At 69.5% G+C, this 15,765-nt stretch carries 11 protein-coding genes and 1 pseudogene; 4 read left to right on the top strand and 8 right to left on the bottom strand.

Annotated elements, in window-relative coordinates:
* Both VFZ09_RS00725 and VFZ09_RS00720 read left to right on the top strand, forming a co-directional pair.
* Positions 1-265, top strand: a pseudogene (locus VFZ09_RS00725) (hypothetical protein); the annotation flags it as partial.
* Between the two features lie 214 nt (positions 266-479).
* On the top strand, positions 480-1,043 hold the full coding sequence (locus VFZ09_RS00720; protein WP_329725478.1) for a hypothetical protein: 564 nt from the start codon (positions 480-482) through the stop codon (positions 1,041-1,043).
* 612 nt (positions 1,044-1,655) lie between these two features.
* Here the strand turns inward: VFZ09_RS00720 and VFZ09_RS00715 are convergent.
* The 4 genes from VFZ09_RS00715 to VFZ09_RS00700 form a co-directional block, all read right to left on the bottom strand.
* Positions 1,656-2,798: an oxygenase MpaB family protein gene (locus VFZ09_RS00715; RefSeq protein WP_329725477.1), complete on the bottom strand. Its 1,143-nt coding sequence runs from the start codon at positions 2,796-2,798 to the stop codon at positions 1,656-1,658.
* A 108-nt stretch (positions 2,799-2,906) separates the two neighbouring features.
* On the bottom strand, positions 2,907-4,634 hold the full coding sequence (locus VFZ09_RS00710) for a HAMP domain-containing sensor histidine kinase (protein ID WP_329725476.1): 1,728 nt from the start codon (positions 4,632-4,634) through the stop codon (positions 2,907-2,909).
* Between the two features lie 12 nt (positions 4,635-4,646).
* The gene (locus VFZ09_RS00705) at positions 4,647-7,811 is read right to left on the bottom strand and encodes an efflux RND transporter permease subunit (RefSeq protein ID WP_329725475.1); all 3,165 of its coding nucleotides are present in this window, start codon (positions 7,809-7,811) and stop codon (positions 4,647-4,649) included.
* Between the two features lie 25 nt (positions 7,812-7,836).
* Positions 7,837-9,030, bottom strand: a complete 1,194-nt coding sequence (locus VFZ09_RS00700) for an efflux RND transporter periplasmic adaptor subunit (protein WP_329725474.1) — start codon at positions 9,028-9,030, stop codon at positions 7,837-7,839.
* A 223-nt stretch (positions 9,031-9,253) separates the two neighbouring features.
* Here VFZ09_RS00700 and VFZ09_RS00695 point away from each other — a divergent pair, with 223 nt between their 5' ends.
* The gene (locus VFZ09_RS00695) at positions 9,254-10,930 is read left to right on the top strand and encodes a CehA/McbA family metallohydrolase (protein WP_329725473.1); all 1,677 of its coding nucleotides are present in this window, start codon (positions 9,254-9,256) and stop codon (positions 10,928-10,930) included.
* 24 nt (positions 10,931-10,954) lie between these two features.
* Complete coding sequence (locus VFZ09_RS00690) at positions 10,955-11,305, top strand: DUF2019 domain-containing protein (RefSeq protein WP_329725472.1); 351 nt, start codon at positions 10,955-10,957, stop codon at positions 11,303-11,305.
* Positions 11,306-11,319: 14 nt separating this feature from the next.
* Here VFZ09_RS00690 and VFZ09_RS00685 read toward each other — a convergent pair whose 3' ends face one another.
* The 4 genes from VFZ09_RS00685 to VFZ09_RS00670 form a co-directional block, all read right to left on the bottom strand.
* Positions 11,320-12,576 carry a hypothetical protein gene (locus tag VFZ09_RS00685; protein WP_329725471.1) on the bottom strand — a complete coding sequence of 419 codons (1,257 nt, stop codon included), beginning with the start codon at positions 12,574-12,576 and terminating at the stop codon, positions 11,320-11,322.
* Between the two features lie 163 nt (positions 12,577-12,739).
* Positions 12,740-13,192, bottom strand: a complete 453-nt coding sequence (locus tag VFZ09_RS00680; protein WP_329725470.1) for an SMI1/KNR4 family protein — start codon at positions 13,190-13,192, stop codon at positions 12,740-12,742.
* Between the two features lie 17 nt (positions 13,193-13,209).
* Entirely contained in the window at positions 13,210-14,208 is a 999-nt protein-coding gene (locus VFZ09_RS00675) for a 2-dehydropantoate 2-reductase (RefSeq protein WP_329725469.1), read from the bottom strand.
* Positions 14,205-15,734 (bottom strand): acyl--CoA ligase, encoded by a 1,530-nt coding sequence (locus VFZ09_RS00670; protein ID WP_329725468.1) that lies wholly within the window; start codon positions 15,732-15,734, stop codon positions 14,205-14,207. Before VFZ09_RS00670 ends, VFZ09_RS00675 begins: the two co-directional genes overlap by 4 nt.
* Between the last annotated feature and the right edge of the window lie 31 nt (positions 15,735-15,765).

Below are 15,765 nucleotides of genomic sequence, written 5' to 3'. Positions count from 1 at the left end.
CGAGGAATTCCCGACGAGCCGCCTGCGCGAAGCCATTGACGAGCACGCGGTCCCCGCCATTGGCGCGTACCTGGGGGAGGTGCTGGTGCGCAACCTCGGCGGCAAGTGGATTCCGCGCCAGAAGCTCGAGGAGGCCCAGGTGCTCGTAGGCAACCGCGTCTGGCTTCCCTTCGTCCGGGCCCGCCACTACATGCGGTCGCGACAGTCGCTGCTGGACTGCTCCCTCACCTGGCTCTACCGCGTGGCCGAGCGGCACCGGGGCTGAAGGGGAGCTGAAACAGCACAGCATGCGCCCGTAGGACTTGCGCCTCGGAGTGGCGCGGTTTGCGCGGAGCGCGGGCCAGAATGTAAGCCCGCTTGACACGAACGCCGCCTCACTCCTGACCCCTGGAGTCATTCCATCCGGACCTCCCGCTGACGTAGGGTTGCGCTCGCATTTCCGAGCCCCCCGCACGACCGGGAAACCCAGGAGAAATGACATGCAGAGCACTTCATCCAGGAGAAAGCCTTCACGCGCCGTCCCCTTCTCGCTGCTCCTGGTGGGCAGCGTCCCGGCCGCCTGCGCGAATGCCCCGAAAATCGAGGCACTCCAACCGACTCGCACCGCCGTGGCGGAGCTGGATGATTGGGGAGCACTGCTCCTGGAGGCCGGCGTGCCCACCACCGCACTGCCTACAAGGGACACGCTCACCCTGGATGAGGTGAAGCGCCTGCGCCTGATGCTGTCCCTCCCCGCGAGCATGGAGCACTACGCCCCGCGGCTGGTGGCGGACACCGTGCTGCACGAGGTGGAACTGACGCAGAAGCCCGTGCGCCGGGAAGTCCTCAACCAACACCTCCAGCGCTTCCAGACGCTCTTCGTGTTGCGGCCGGATGGCTTTCTCGCGGCGGCCCTGACCGGCAGGGCGCAGCAGTGCGTGGGGCCCGTCGAGCCAAGGGACGGTGCCCTGCGGGCAGGGCCTTATGAGGTAGGCGTCTGGTACCGGCGCGGCCAGGACGGAGCCGCGCAGCGCGTGGTGGAAATCCCCGAGTCCCGGAAGTGAGGGGTTTTCCTCCCATGCCCACCAGGCTCAACCCCGGCACCACCCTCCGCGTGCAAGACATTGCCTACGAGGTGCGTCATATCCTCCATCGTCCGATTCCAGAGCAAGACACCCCCTCGGAGACACTCCTGCTCGCACGGTGTCTCTCCGGCCCACACGCCTCCAGCCAGGCACTCGTCCAATGTCTGAAGGCTTCACATGGCAACGACTGACGGTTTGGACGTCCAGAGACTTCGGACCACCCTTGGAGAGAAAGCCCGGCAGGCCCGGCGCCGTGCCAGGCTCACGCAGGCCGACGTCGCTGACAGGCTGGGGGTCGTGACAGAGGTCCATGGCCGTTTCGAGCGAGGCCAGGTACTCCCTGGTATTCCCAGCCTCCTGAAGCTCTGCCTGGTCTTGAAGGTCTCTTCAGACCATGTCCTCGGTCTCGATAAATCCCGAGCGCCACGCTGGGCCGAGCCAGAGCACCACGAGTCCCCCCAGCTCCGCAGGCTGCTCCGGGCCCTGCGCCGGCTGAGCCCGGCTCAACTCGAGCTCGTGGCCCGGAGGGTCCACCTGCTCCAGAAGAGCGGTGGCCCCCCTGCCGTTCCGTCGTCCAGCCCGGACGCGGCCTCAGGCCAGCTGCTGCTCGCGGCTGCGCACGTTCCACGACTCGCGCAGCGTCTCGGGGATGCGGAAGGGCGGGCGCTCGTGGCCGCGGCTCACCCATACGATTCCCTCCAGCAGCTTGCGCCCGAACAGCTCGCTGAGCTTCGCGTTCACCACGTTCGCCTCGTCGCCCTCGTCCATCACCCAGCCCAGCAGCTGCAGCGGCTTGATCAGCGCTCGCGTCCAGTCCGCCGCCGGCACGTCGATCAAATCCGCCGTCTCGTCGCCAATCAGATGGCGGATGAGCGTGCTGCACAGCCCATCGAAGATGTTGCCGGGGATGATGTGCTCCACCTGCTCGATGAGCGCCTTCGTCATCACCTTGCCCTGCTCGCAGGAGCGGAACACGCGCGCGAAGATGGCGTCCGCCAGCCGCGCCCCGTCCTCGTACGTCTCCGGCAACAGGCGCTCGTCCACGCCCATCACGTACCCCACCACCCGCCACGCGTGGTAGTAGGCCTGCTCCTCGCGCGGCTCCAGCGTGTAGCCCAGCTTCGTCAGCGCGCGGATCGTCACCACCGAGAACGTCACCAGCGTGCCCGCCATGTCCTCCTGGTTGATGGGCTGGCCCCACTCCGGATTCCACTGGCCCTTCTGACGGATGAGGTGGCGCACCGCCGCGTGCATCAGCCGCACCTTCTGCGCGTCCCGCAGGCCCCAGCCGTCCGGCTCCAGGCCTCCCGGCGACATCACGTCCACCACCATCTGCGCCGTCTCGATGATGCGCCGCTTGGTGTCCGTCTGCAGCCGCGCCGTCATGTGCAGCACCTGCACGCCCTCGGCCCCCGCGTAGCACGTGGGCAGCGACGCGCACACCAGCGCCACCACCGACAGCGAGCCACACCGGCTGAACACCGCCTGCCCCTCGCGGATGAGGTCCTTGTCCGCCCACGAGGGCAGCCTCACGCTCTGCTCGAAGTAGCCCCGCAGCGGCACCGGCAGCTGCTCCGCCGTCACCGTCTCGTGCGCCACCAGCTGCTTCATCAGCTCGTTGGCGGAACCCACCATCCCCTGCGCGAAGAGGCTCTGCACCGCCTCGTCCGCCGGCGGGTCACACACCTCGCGCATGGAATCCAGGAACTCGTTCGTCCAGTGCACGTCCGTCATGAGCAGTACCCCCGCGATATGGCTTCGCCCTCCGCATCCGCGCGAAGTGCGGCGCGCAGTCTGGCACAGCCCCACGGACTGTTCGATAAAGGATGCTTGCCCGCCTGCTCAGTGCACGGGGGGCTCGGGGGCCGGAGGCCGCTCCACCCGCGCGCGAGACCGGGGAAGGGTGAAGGAGAAGGTGCTGCCCTGCCCCTGCTCGCTCTCCACCTCCAGCGTGCCCCCATGGGCCAGGACGAGCCCCCGGCTGATGGTGAGCCCCAGCCCCGTGCCCTTCTTTCCCGTTCCTTCTACCTGCCAGAAGGGCTCGAAGAGGTGGGGCAGCGCCTCGGCGGGGATGCCCGGGCCGGTGTCCCGCACGCAGAAGCGCACGAAGTCCTCTCCGGGCACCACCTCCACCGTCACCCGGCCCCCCTCGGGGGTGAACTTCAGCGCGTTGCCCACCAGGTTGGAGAGCACCTGGAAGAAGCGGTCGCGATCGCACCGCACCCAGCAGCGCTCCCGGGGCAGGCGCGTGCGCAGCTCCACCCGCTTCTCGATGGCCAGCGGCTCGAGCAGCACCAGCCCGTCGCGCACCAGGTCGTCCACCGCGTAGCGCCCCAGGTCCAGCTTGACCTGGCCCGCCTGGAGGCTGGCCATGTCGAGCAGATCCTTGATGAGCCGGTCCATCCGCTCCACCGAGCGCTCGATGGTGTGGGTGTGCTTGCGCAGCCGCTCGCCCTCCTCGCCCGGGGGGAGCAGCCGCCGCATCAACTGGGTGCTCAGCGCGATGGAGCCCAGGGGGTTCTTCAGGTCATGGCTCACCACGGCCAGCACGTCCTCGCGGGTGCGGACGGCGCGCCGGGCTTCGCGCTCGGCGGCCTCGGCCCGCGAGCGCTCGCGCTGCTGGGCGGCGGCCTCGGCGCGCGCGGCCTGCTCCCGGGCCTCGAGCCGCACCCGCTCCTCCTCGACGCGCTGGCGCCGGGCCTCCACCCGGTCCAGCGCGAAGGCGGCACCCCACACCAGCGCGGCGAAGGCGATGACGTTGCCCACGGCGATGAGCGCCAGCGCGAAGGGCAGCGCGTAGGCGCCGGCCCGGTACCCCATGAGCGCCAGCCCTCCCAGGACGACGGGCAGCACGAACGCCGGGAGCAGCAACCAGCGCGAGAGCACGCCCCCCAGGCCCGAGTGGGTGACCACGCTCATGAAGCCGTGATCCGGACGGGCGAGGAAGACCCCCGAGCAGAGCAGCAGGAAGCAGAGCGTGGTGTGCACCGCCATCTGCGTGTAGCGGCTGAGACCGGGGAACTCCTCCTGCCCGTAGAGGTAGCCCACGAAGCCCACCAGCGTGATGACCGCCGCGAGCGAGGCCAGGTGCTGAGCGGGCCAGCCGACGAGCCGCGTCTTCACCTCGATGAACAGGAGCGACACCCCGAGCAGCATGAAGCAGACGGCCGTGTTGGGAGCCATGCGCCCCGGATAGCCGAGCTCCACGCCCCGCCGGGGGTCCTCCACGAAGAGGTGATCGATCCCGAGGTCCACGTCGAAGACATACTGGGCGAACGTCAGGCCGCTGAGGAGGACGACGAGCCCCGCGCCTACCTGCGCGCCCCGCCGCACCAGGGCGCGCTCGCTGGGAATGCCCACCAGCACCAGCGAGGCGCCCGAGAGGATGAAGCCCAGGGCCGTGTTGGCCTTCATCGTGGGCAGGCCCGGCCGCAGCCCCTTGAGGGACTCGAGGCCGGCGAGCCAGGCCACGAAGACCACCAGGCCCACCGCGAGGACGAGGCTGCCCTGGATGACGGCGAGCCGCCGCAGGCTCCGGCACAACCGCGTATGGACCGTGACCTGGGCCAACTCCGTCCTTCCTCAAGATTCCGGGCGCGTCCGGGGCGGGCCGTGCACCGGCGCTCGGCCTCCGTGTCCCTTGTCTCGCTTGAGCCTACCCAACATCCACGTGCGGGCGTCGTGGAGAATCTCGTACACCGTGGGAATCACCAGAAGTGTCAACAAGGTGGAGGTGATGACGCCGCCGATGACGGCCCGTCCCAGCGGCGCGCGGAAGTCGCCGCCCTCGCCCGCGCCCAGCGCCACCGGCACCATGCCCGCGATGATGGCCAGCGTCGTCATCATGATGGGCCGCAGGCGGATGCGTCCCGCCTCGATGAGCGCTTCCCGCATGGGCAGCCCTCGCGTGTGCGCCCACCTGGCGAAGTCGATGAGCAGGATGGCGTTCTTGGCGACGATCCCCATCAGCAGGATGACGCCGATGAGGCTCATGATGTTGAGCGTGTCCCCCGTCACCCGCAGCGCCAGCACCACGCCGATGAGGGACAGCGGCAGCGAGATGAGGATGGCCAGCGGATCCAGGAACGAGCCGAACTGGATGACCAGGATGAGGTACATCAACAGCACCGCCACCCCGAGCGCGAGGAAGACGCGGCCGAACACCTCGGCCTGATCTCTCGCCTCGCCGCCCTCGCCCAGGACGTAGCCGGGCGGCAGCCGCACCGCATCCAACCGCGCCCGGATGTCCGTCATCACCTCCGACAACGAGCGTCCCTGCACGTTGGCCTGGATGTTGATGACCTTCTCGCGGTTGAGGTGGTTGATTTGAGCGGGCCCCACCGTCTCGCGGATGCGGGCCACCTGGCCCAGGGGCACCAGGGCCGGAGTCCCGCCCGGCGTCGCGGCCGCCACCAGGGGAAGCTGCCCCAGGTCTCCCGGACGCACGCGGGCCTCGGGCACCACGCGCACCATCACGTCCCGCGTCTCGCCCGACGGGTCCACCCAGTCCCCCGAGTCCACGCCCGCGAAGGCCGCGCGCATCGACTGCGCCACCTGGGCCACCGTCACGTTCAACCGGCCCGCCACGGCCCGGTCCACCTCCACCTCCACCTCCGGCTTCTGCCCGCGCGTGGACAGGCCCACGTCCACCGCGCCCGGCACCTGCTCCACCTCGCGGCGCAACTGCTCGGCCAGCCGCGTCAGCTCCCGCGCGTCCGGCCCACGCAGCTCCAACTGGATGGACTTGAAGGCCCCGCCGAAGCCACTGGTGAAGACGGAGACGTCCGCCCCGGCCACGCGCGACATCTCCTGGCGCAGCGTGACGCCAATCTGCTCCTGGCTCACCTGGCGCTCGTGCTTGGGCGTCAGCTTCACGTACACCAGCGCCTGGTCCACGCCCGGCGAGCGCAGCGGCAGCGGCGTGCCGATGGTGGTGAAGGTGTAGCGCACCTCGCCATGGCCGCGAGCGATGCGCGTCACCTCCTCCACCTTGCGCTTCGTGTACTCGAGGCTGGAGCCCGCGGGCGTCTCCACCAGCATCTCCACCTCGGCCCGGTCGCTCACCGGGACGAAGCCCGCGCCGCCGAACACGCCCTGCAGCACCACCGCGCCCACCAGCGCGAACACCGCCAGCAGCACCATGGCCAGCCGGTGATCCAACGCCCAGGCGATGACGCCCTTGTAGCGGTCCGCCTGCCTGTCGAACCAATGGTTGAAGCGCGCGAGCACCCGGGAGATGGGCCCCTTGTGCGCCCCCTTCTCCACCGCTGGATCCGGCCAGTACGCGGAGAGCATCGGGTCCAACGAGAAGCTCACGAAGAGCGACACCAGCACCGAGCACGCGATGGTGAGGGCGAAGGGTTTGAACCACTGCCCCGCCACCCCGTACATGAAGGCCACCGGGACGAACACCGCCACGATGGAGAACGTCGTGGCCGCCACCGCGAGGCCAATCTCGCTCGTGCCCTCGCGCGAGGCGGTGTAGTGGTCCTTCCCCATCTCGATGTGGCGGACGATGTTCTCGCGCACCACGATGGCGTCGTCGATGAGGATGCCGATGGCCAGCGTGAGGCCGAGCAGCGACATGGTGTTGAGCGTGAAGCCGAACGCCCACACGCTGATGAAGGACGCCAGCACGCTCACCGGCAGCGCCAGGCCGGTGATGACGGTGGAGCGCCAGGAGTTGAGGAAGAGGAACACCACCAGCACGGTGAGCAGCGCGCCCTCCACGAGCGCGGACTGCACGTTCGCCACCGCGTTGTCCACCTGCACGCCCGAGTCGCGGACAATCTCCATCTTCACGCCCTGGGGCAGCGAGGACTGGAGGGCCTGGATGCGCTCGCGCACGGCATCGGCCACCTGGGTGGTGCTGTAGCCCTTGGCCTTGAGGATGTCGATGCCCACCGCCTCCCGGTCGTTGAAGAGGGCCAGGGTGCGCGGGTCCTCGGTGCCATCCACCACGTTGGCCACCTGGCCGAGCCGGATGGGCTGGCCTCCACGCTCGGCGATGACGACGCGCGCGAAGTCCTCGGGCGTCTCCAGCCGGCCCTTGAGGCGGATGGTCGTCTCCTCCAGCGGCCCGTCCAACCGGCCCACCGGCGCGGCGAGGTTCTGCGCCTGCAGCGCCTGCACCACCTGCGAGATGCTCAGCCCCGCGGCCTGCAGGGACTGGGGCCGCACGAAGACGGACATCTCCCGCTCGATGCCTCCCACCACCGTGGCCTGGGCCACGCCGGGAATGGAGCGCAGCTCGCCCACGATGCCCGGGTCCACCAGCCGGGTGAGCGCCGTGGCCGGCATCTTGTCCGAGGTGATGGCCAGCGAGACGATGGGCATGTCCGACGGGTCGAACCGCGTGAGGACGGGCTCCTCCATCTCCAGCGGCAGGTCATTGCGCTTGCTGGAGATGGCGTCGCGCACGTCCTGCGAGGCCTGCTGCAGGTCCTTCTCGTAGTTGAAGAAGACGGTGAACTGGGCGAGGCCGTCGATGGCGCTGGAGGTGGACTTCGCGGCATCCACCCCGCTGATGCTGAAGAGGGCGTCCTCGATGGGCTCCACCAGCCCGCGCTCGACCACGTCCGGGGAGGCGCCCGGGTAGACGATGGTGACGTTGATGATGGGCTGCTGGACGTCCGGGAACTCATCCGTCCGCAGCGACACCAGCGCCACCAGGCCGAACACCACCAGCGCCAGCATGGCGGTGATGGTGACGATGGGCTTCTTGATGGCGAAGTTGGAGATGAACACGGAAAGGCTCTCCCTTCAGCGAGGCTCAGCGGGGCAGGGGCTGTTGGGGCGGGGACCGGTCCGGCGGAGTCGAGCCAGCACCGCCCACGCCCGGCCCGGATTCCCGGGGCCGCTCGGGCAGCCGCAGCTCCACGGGAGTGCCCTCGGCGATGTCCCCCGACGAGGCCCGCAGCAGCACATCTCCGGGCCGCACGCCGGAGCGCAGCTCCACCAGCCGCTCCAGCTCGTCCGTCATGCCGAGCGTCACCTGTGCGCGCTCCACGCGGCCGTCCTTCACGCGCAGCACCGTGGGCGGGTCGGCGCGCATGTCCACCGCCGACACGGGCACCGCGGGCACCTCGCGCCGCAGCGCCGCCACCCGGCCCTCGGCGGAGAGCCCCGTGAGCAGCGCCTGCCCGGTGTTGGGCAGGGTGACGTAGATGCGCACCTGGCCCGTGCCCGGATCCACCGCGGGGTTGATCCGCTCGATGCGGCCCTCGAAGGAGCGGTCCCCATGGCCGGCCACGTTGAAGTCCACCTCGACACCGGGCTCGAGCACGCTGAGCTGCGCGGCCGGAACGGAGGCCTCCAGCCGCAGGCTCGTGGGATCGATGACGGTGTAGAGCGCCGCGCCCGGCTGGACGATGTCACCCGCGCTGGCGAGGCGCTCGCTCACCACGCCGGCGAAGGGAGCGCGGATGCGGGTGCGGCCCACCTGCTGACGCGCGAGCGCGAGCCGGGCCTCGGCCTCGGAGAGCTGCGCCTGGGCCTGGTGGCGCGCGAGCTCCGCCCGCTCCAGGTCCCTGCGGGTGATGACGCCCGCGTTGGCCAGCTTGCGGTTGCGCTCCTCCTCGGCCCGGGCCACCCGGAGGCCATTGCGCGCCACCCGCACCGCGGTGCGCGCGGCGAGCAACTGGTCCTGCGACGAGGTGTCCTCGATGCGCGCGAGCAGCTGGCCCTTCTTCACCTTCTGGCCCTGCTCGACGAGCATCTCCAGGACGGCGCCCTGGACCTCGGCGCGCATGGTGGCGGCGCGCCGGGCCTGGAGCGTGCCGGACAGGACGGGCCCGCTCTCCAGCTCCCGAGGCTCCACCCGCACCACGTCGTCCGGCCCGAGCACCACCGGTACCTTTTCCTGGGGCTGCTGCTCCTGCGAGCGCCCGCGGTTGCAGCCCGAGAGCATCCCCAGGCCCAGCAAGACGAGGACCGCCCACGCCGCGCCCCGGCGTCCCGTGCTCATGCTCACGCCTATCCACCTCCTGACACGCCGCGTAGAGATGTGCACACGCTGGCCCGGCTGCATCCTGTGTCGCACCCGGGTGGGCGCTTCCAGCCGCGCTCCACCGCCTGCCTGCCTGGGGTCACCGGTCCGCCCGGTGATGCGCGCAACGTCCAGCGGTCCAGGATTGCCCGGGGCGGCGCCCGGACGGCCGCACGGTGGGATGGGCTAGGCTGCGCGCCCCGTGCTCCTCGCCTGCCTCCTCGCTTGTACATCCGCTCTCGCCGCTGGCCCGCTGGTGCTGGAGGGAGAGGTGCCCGCCCAGGGCGGCTTCTTCGACGTCCCCTTCGAAGTGCCTCCGGGCACCGTGGAGCTGGAGGTCCGCCATGACGACCTCGCCAGCGAGAACATCCTCGACTGGGGGCTGGAGGATCCGGAGGGATTCCGCGGCTACGGCGGCGGCAACGAGGAGCCCGCCATCGTGGGCGAGCGGGCCGCGTCGCGCTCGTACCTCGCCGGGCCGTTGCGCCCGGGGACGTGGAAGGTGACGGTGGGCAAGGCGAAGATTCGCAAGACGCCCGCGCGCTACCGCATCGAGGTGCACCTGCGCACGGCCGCCACGCTCGCGCCCCAGCCCGAGCGCCAACCCTACCGCCCCGCTGGCGCGCTCTCCGCGCAACCCCGGTGGTACGCGGGCGACTTCCACGTCCACTCGCGCGAGAGCGGTGATGCGCGGGCCCCTCTGGATGACATTGCCCGCTACGCGCGGGACCAGGGGCTCGACTTCGCCGTGCTCACCGAGCACAACACCACCTCCACGCTCGACTTCCTCGTGGAGGCCCAGGCACGGCACCCCGAGCTGCTGCTGGTGCCGGGCATCGAGTACACCACCTACGCGGGCCACGCGAACGCCATCGGCGCCACCGGCTACGTGCCGCCGCGCGTGAACGAGGGCATTTCCCTGCGGGAGGCCATCGACGCCTTCCACCGCCAGGGCGCGCTCTTCTCCATCAACCACCCCGTCTACGACGTGGGAGACCTGTGCATCGGCTGCGCGTGGCAGCTCACCGTGCCCCCGGGCGGCGTGGACGCCCTCGAGGTGGCCAACGGCGGCTGGGAGAAGCTGGGGCGCTTCTTCTCCGAGGGCGCGCTCGGCTACTGGGATTGGCTCCTGTCACAGGGACACCACACCGCGGCGCTCGGGGGCAGTGATGACCATCGCGCCGGGGTGGACCTGGACTTCACCCAGAGCGCCATCGGCAACCCCACCACGCTGGTGTACGCGCGGGAGCTGAGCGTGGAGGCACTGCTGGAGGGCATCCGCCACGGCCGGACGGTGGTGAAGCTCCAGGGGCCGGAGGACCCCATGGTGGACCTGACGAGCAGCGTGGCGCCCACCGGGGACACCGTGCTCGCGCCAAGCGCCCGGTTGAGGGCCCGCGTCACCGGCGCCAGGGGCCATCAGGTGCGCTTCGTGCACAACGGCGTGCGCCTGCCACTGGTGGAGGTGACGTCGGAGGACTTCGTGGTGGAGCAGGACGTCACCGCGCCCGAGCACGGCGAGGACCGGTTCCGCGTGGAGGTGTGGATCAACGGCCATCCGCGCACCGTGACGAGCCACCTGTGGGTGGCGCGAACCGCGGACATGCGTGGGATTCCAGGACCGGTGCCCCAGGTGATGGAGCCGGAGGCCTGTGGTTGTGGCTCGGCACCGGGCTGGAGCGAGAGTGTGCTGGCGCTGGCCGTGGTGGCGCGCGGGAGAAGAAGACGCCAAGCGGATCCAACGCATCAGCCGTTGCACAGCTCCTGTCAATACCGCCATGAACGACGTGAGCGCACACATCCCATCTGGTGTTCTCGGCTCGGCGCGCTTGCCTTGGCCGTGCTGCTCGCATCGCGCTTTTGGCCTTCTGGCGATTGAGAACGTCAGAAATGGAGTCTGGTGATGGATCTGGAGAGCATCGTGGAGGACTTCGCCCGGAACGTGGCCGAGCACACGGATGCGCTCTGGCGCGGCGACCGTACGGGCGGGAGGAAGTACAGCAGGCACTACATCGCCGCATTCAAGAAGCTCCGCGCCCAGGGCGATGCTGGACGAGATGCACTCGCAACTCTACTCACTCACCCACGCATGGATGTCCGCGTCAAGGCAGCGACCTACCTGCTCAGCGAGCGGCCAGCGCAAGCCATGCCCGTTCTGGAGGAGGCGGCCAAGGGAACAGGCATGATCCCCTTCCTGGCCGCTCAGACGCTGAAGTACTGGGAAGAGGGCACCTGGAGCCTGGACATTGATTAGGTGCCGTCTGCTCGTCATGTGACGGAACTCATGCCTTCGCCCCATGACACGCCGGGCTCGCGGATGTCTTGCTCGGACGGAGGAGGGCGGCCCGTGTGGTACGTGCGGTGCTTCGTGAAGGCGGCGATCTTCCGCCACAGGGCCTCGAACTCCTTCGGACCGAAGTCCGAGCCCGAGCTCAGCAGATCGTACTGGTAGTAGCGCGGAGCCACGCCCGGGGGCGGCTCGGCGTAGCGGAAGTGGCCGATGACATCCGCGTGGTCCGCCTCCACCAGGAAACTGGATTTCGCATCCGGCCACACCATGGAGATGCTGTTGACGATGCCGTCATTGTCCGAGGGCACCAGTCTTCGCGCTTCCTTCTCCGGCTCCAGCAACCACGAGATGGACTGGGCCCGACCCATTTCCGGGCAGGGACGGCGCGCGTTCAGCCCGTACACGAACTTGTACAACCCCCGAGCATTCGCCCCCGGGCGCCTGGCGACGGTCACGATGGAACCGCAGTGGATGTCCTTCCTGCTGAAGAAGTCCTGTTCCTCGTTCGTGGCCGTCCGATGTGCCGGGCTCACGGGCGAGCCCCGGGTCCACACGGGGTCCAGGTCGGAGACGGCGGCGATATCGGTGGCGATGTCGAGCAGCCAGCGGAGCGTCTCGAAGTACGAGCCCCGTGCGAGCGCGCGCTCGAGTGGATCCTTCGAGGAGTCGAAGCCCACCATCGTCTGGATGACGGCATCGAACCAATCGGGCAAGCCCTTGCTGGGAGGGAACAGGCGCTGGAGACGCCGGCCCAGGAAACTCGCGCCCACGCACCGAAGGGAGCGGGTTGTCTCGAAGAGCATGCGCGGCAACACCCGGGCAACGGGCGAGGGAATCCGGAAGCCTCGGAAGCGGTGTGACAGGTTCGTCCCGCGCTGGGGCGTGGAGATGAATTGCACGGTACGGATCTGCCCGAGCATGTCCTCGCTGGCCCCGTGCGCGTCTTCATCTTGCCGGTAGTCGATGAGGAGTTGCCGGATGTCGAGTCCACCCGTCGAGTGGCCCACGAGGTGGATGTCATCCTGGCGGCTGATCACCCCCCGCTCCTGCAGCTCGCCGAGCCATCGCCGCAGCAGCCGGGCCCGCGACTGAACGCTCGCCGTGGGGATGTTGGGGAAGTAGTGCAAGACCAGGGGAGTGAAGCCGAGCGCCTGGGTTACCCCGTGGTAGTAGCGCAACGAACCGAGCGCCTGGAAGCCGCCGAAGCCGGGGACGAGCACGATGTGGTCCTGCATGGCCGATACTCCGAGGGGCACATGAGAACCCGGCGTGCCCGCTCTCTCCTCATCATGCGCATGCAGGGCGTGAGCGGTGAGGCGGCAACGAGCCTGGGCCTGGTCCACGGCCCTACGGGCTCGCGGCTGGATAGCACCCCGCCTGCCGCGCGCGCTCGCGCACTCACGTCACGTCCATCTCCCGCTCGACCCGCTCGGCCAGCCATGTCGTGAAGTCAGAGGCCACCCGAGCGGGCTCCTGCTGTTCTCCGGCCGTATGGTCCCAGAACACCACGGGAGGCTCTCCTGCTCCCCGGGAATCAAGGCAGTAGAGATTGCCTCCCCCGTCATTCATCAGAGGGATGAGATGCGTGGGGAGCGCGGGACTCATTTCCTCCCGCTCACTCCTGGTCATCTCCGTCAGGCTCAAGTACGGCGGAACATCCACACCAAGCCCGAAAAGTTCGATGGATCCCACGCCTCCCCACCCGAAGCGTTTCAAGAAGAGCCTGTAACCACCGGTCAGCTCTACTTGCAGCTCAGCACTGGCGGTGTCGATCTCCGCGTCACTCACACCCTGGCCAAAACTCTTCGTGAGGTTGCTCTCCAGCAACTCTGAAAGTTCGTTGAAGGTCATGGAAGTTCCGCGCTGACTCAGCGGACATGCTCCACCGCGGCTGGATAGCACCCCGCCTGCCGCGCGCGCTCGCGCACCAGCGTCAGCACCAGCTCACACGCGGGCATCGGCTTCCCCACGAGCTGGCCGAGCTCCACCACCGCCCCCAGCAGCGCGTCGATCTCCATCGGCCGGCCTCGCTCCAGGTCCTGCAGCATCGACGTCTTGTGTGCCCCCACCTCCGCCGCTCCCTGAATTCTCTTGTCCACGTCGATGGGAAACCGCACCCCGAGCGCCTCGGCGACCGCCTGGGCCTCGACCATCATGGTGCGCGCCACCGTCCGCAGGTCTCCCCGGGTCGCCAGCGTGTCCAACGTCGCGCCCGTCAGCGCCGAGAGCGGATTGAAGGCCAGGTTGCCCCAGAGCTTCACCCACAGCTCGTCACGGATGCGCGGCCGCACCGGCGCCTTCAGGCCCGCTCGAATCAACAGCTTCGACAGCGCCTCGACTCGGGCACTCTTGCTTCCATCGGGCTCGCCCAGCGTGACGCGGTCCCCATACGTGTGCTCGATGACGCCAGGCTCCACCACCTCGGCCGCTGGATAGAGCACCGCGCCAATCGCCCGCGAGGGGTGCAGCGTCTCCCAGAGCTTTCCCCCAGGGTCCACGCTCTCCACCGGCCTGTCCCGATAGGGCCCCTCGAGTCCGTGGAAGTACCAGTACGGCACGCCGTTGATGCCCGTGACGATCGCCGTCTGGGGCCCCAGCAGCGGAACCATCTGTGCCGCCGCCGACGGCAGCGAGTGCGCCTTCAGCGTGATGAGCACGTAGTCCTGGGGTCCCGCTTCCGCCGGGTCATCGGTGCACAACGGCCGGACGGTGACACTCTCGCCACCGCTGCGCAGGGTGACGCCCTTCTCCCGCATCGCCGCCAGGTGCGTCCCCCGCGCGATGAAGGTGACGTCCGCGCCCGCCTGCACCAGCCGGACGCCAATGAACCCACCCATCGCTCCCGCTCCGAAGATGGCGATCTTCACGGCGTGAGCCCCAATCGCTTGGCGAGGCCAATGCGCTGCAGCTTGCCCGTCGCTCCCTTGGGAATCTCCGGGAGGAAGACGATCTTCCTCGGCACCTTGAAGTCGGCCAGCCGCGCGGAGGCGAAGTCCTGGAGCTCCCGCTCACCCACGCTCGCCCCCTCGCGCAGCACCACGGCGGCGGCCACCTCCTCGCCCAGCTTCGGGTGCGGCATGCCGAACGTCACCACCTGCTGCACCGCCGGGTGGTCCATCAACACCGTGTCCACCTCGAGCGGGCTGATCTTCTCGCCTCCCCGGTTGATGATCTCCTTGAGCCGCCCGGTGAGCCGCAGGTAACCCGCCTCGTCGAGCACCCCCTGGTCTCCCGTGCGGAACCAGCCCCGCGTGAAGGCCTTCGCGTTGGCCTCGGGGTTGTTCTCGTAACCGGCCGTGACGTTGCGCCCCCGGATGACCACCTCCCCGAGTGCCCCCGGCGGCAGCAGGGTTCCGGCCTCGTCCATGATGGCGACCTCGGGCCCCGCGGCGATGCCCACCGAGCCCGCGTGGCGCGGCCGCGGCGGCAGCGGATTCGACGCCATCTGGTGCGAGGCCTCCGTCATGCCGTAGCTCTCGATGACCGGCACGCCGAACACCCGCTCCAGTTCCTCCATCACCTGCGGCGGCAGCGACGCGGAGGACGAGCGGATGAGGCGCAACCGCCCGGCCTGGATGCTCCCGGTGTTGCGGCTCGCTCGGCCGAGGATCGCCTGGTGCATGGTGGGCACCGCCGTGTACCAGCTCGGCCGCACCTCCTCGAACCAGCCGAAGAACTTGAGCGCGTTGAAGCCCGGCGTGCACACCACCCCGCCGCCCGCCGCCAGGCTCGCCAGCACCGCCGCGATGAGGCCGTGGATGTGGAACAGCGGCATGATGTTGAGGCAGACATCCTCGCGCCCCAGCTCCAGCGTCTGGCCGATGTGGTCCGCGGAGGCCGTGACGTTGGCGTGGCTCAGGGGGACGATCTTCGGCCGTGCCGTCGTCCCCGAGGTGTGGAGCACGAGCGCCACATCCTCCGCCTTGGCGAACCCCGCCCGCGCCGGAGTGCCGGAGAGCGGCCGCTCCGGCTTCAAGGTGAAGCGGCCCGCGGGCCCGTTCGCGTCGGGGACCAGCTCGATGATGGGAATGCCTCGCGCGGCGGCCACGGCGCGGGCCGGGCTCTCCATGCCCTCGAGCAGGACGAGCGCCCGGGCCTTCAAGTCGGTGAGATAGAAGTCGAACTCCTCCGCCCGGTAGGACGGGTTGAGCGGCGCGGTGGTGGTGCCGCAGGCGAAGGTGACGAAGGCCGCCGCCATCTCCGGCCCGTTGGGCAACACCAGCGCCACCCGGTCCTCGCGCCCCAGGCCCATGCCGTTCAACACCGTGACGGTGTGCCGGGCGAGCTCCCTCAGGCCTCCCTGCGTCAACCCGGGCCGCCCCGGCGCTCCGATGGCGAGGTCCCCCTCGCGACCGTGCCCGATGAGATCCACCACCGTGTCCGCGCGCTCCATCCGACGCACCTCCGCTCCAGCTGGAGGTTCC

It is taken from the genome of Archangium sp., from assembly GCF_036277355.1.
In the GTDB taxonomy this organism is placed as follows: Bacteria; Myxococcota; Myxococcia; order Myxococcales; family Myxococcaceae; genus Archangium.
The sequence above is the reverse complement of the archived record's forward strand: the minus strand, read 5'-3'. Positions and strand labels throughout refer to the sequence as shown.

Bases quoted from the DNA above. Each gene is read 5' to 3' on its own strand.
- VFZ09_RS00685 (WP_329725471.1), bottom strand. From the start codon at position 12,576: ATGCAGGACCACATCGTGCTCGTCCCCGGCTTCGGCGGCTTCCAGGCG.
- VFZ09_RS00670 (WP_329725468.1), bottom strand. From the start codon at position 15,734: ATGGAGCGCGCGGACACGGTGGTGGATCTCATCGGGCACGGTCGCGAG.
- VFZ09_RS00720 (WP_329725478.1), top strand. From the start codon at position 480: ATGCAGAGCACTTCATCCAGGAGAAAGCCTTCACGCGCCGTCCCCTTC.
- VFZ09_RS00700 (WP_329725474.1), bottom strand. From the start codon at position 9,030: ATGAGCACGGGACGCCGGGGCGCGGCGTGGGCGGTCCTCGTCTTGCTG.
- VFZ09_RS00715 (WP_329725477.1), bottom strand. From the start codon at position 2,798: ATGACGGACGTGCACTGGACGAACGAGTTCCTGGATTCCATGCGCGAG.
- VFZ09_RS00680 (WP_329725470.1), bottom strand. From the start codon at position 13,192: ATGACCTTCAACGAACTTTCAGAGTTGCTGGAGAGCAACCTCACGAAG.
- VFZ09_RS00690 (WP_329725472.1), top strand. From the start codon at position 10,955: ATGGATCTGGAGAGCATCGTGGAGGACTTCGCCCGGAACGTGGCCGAG.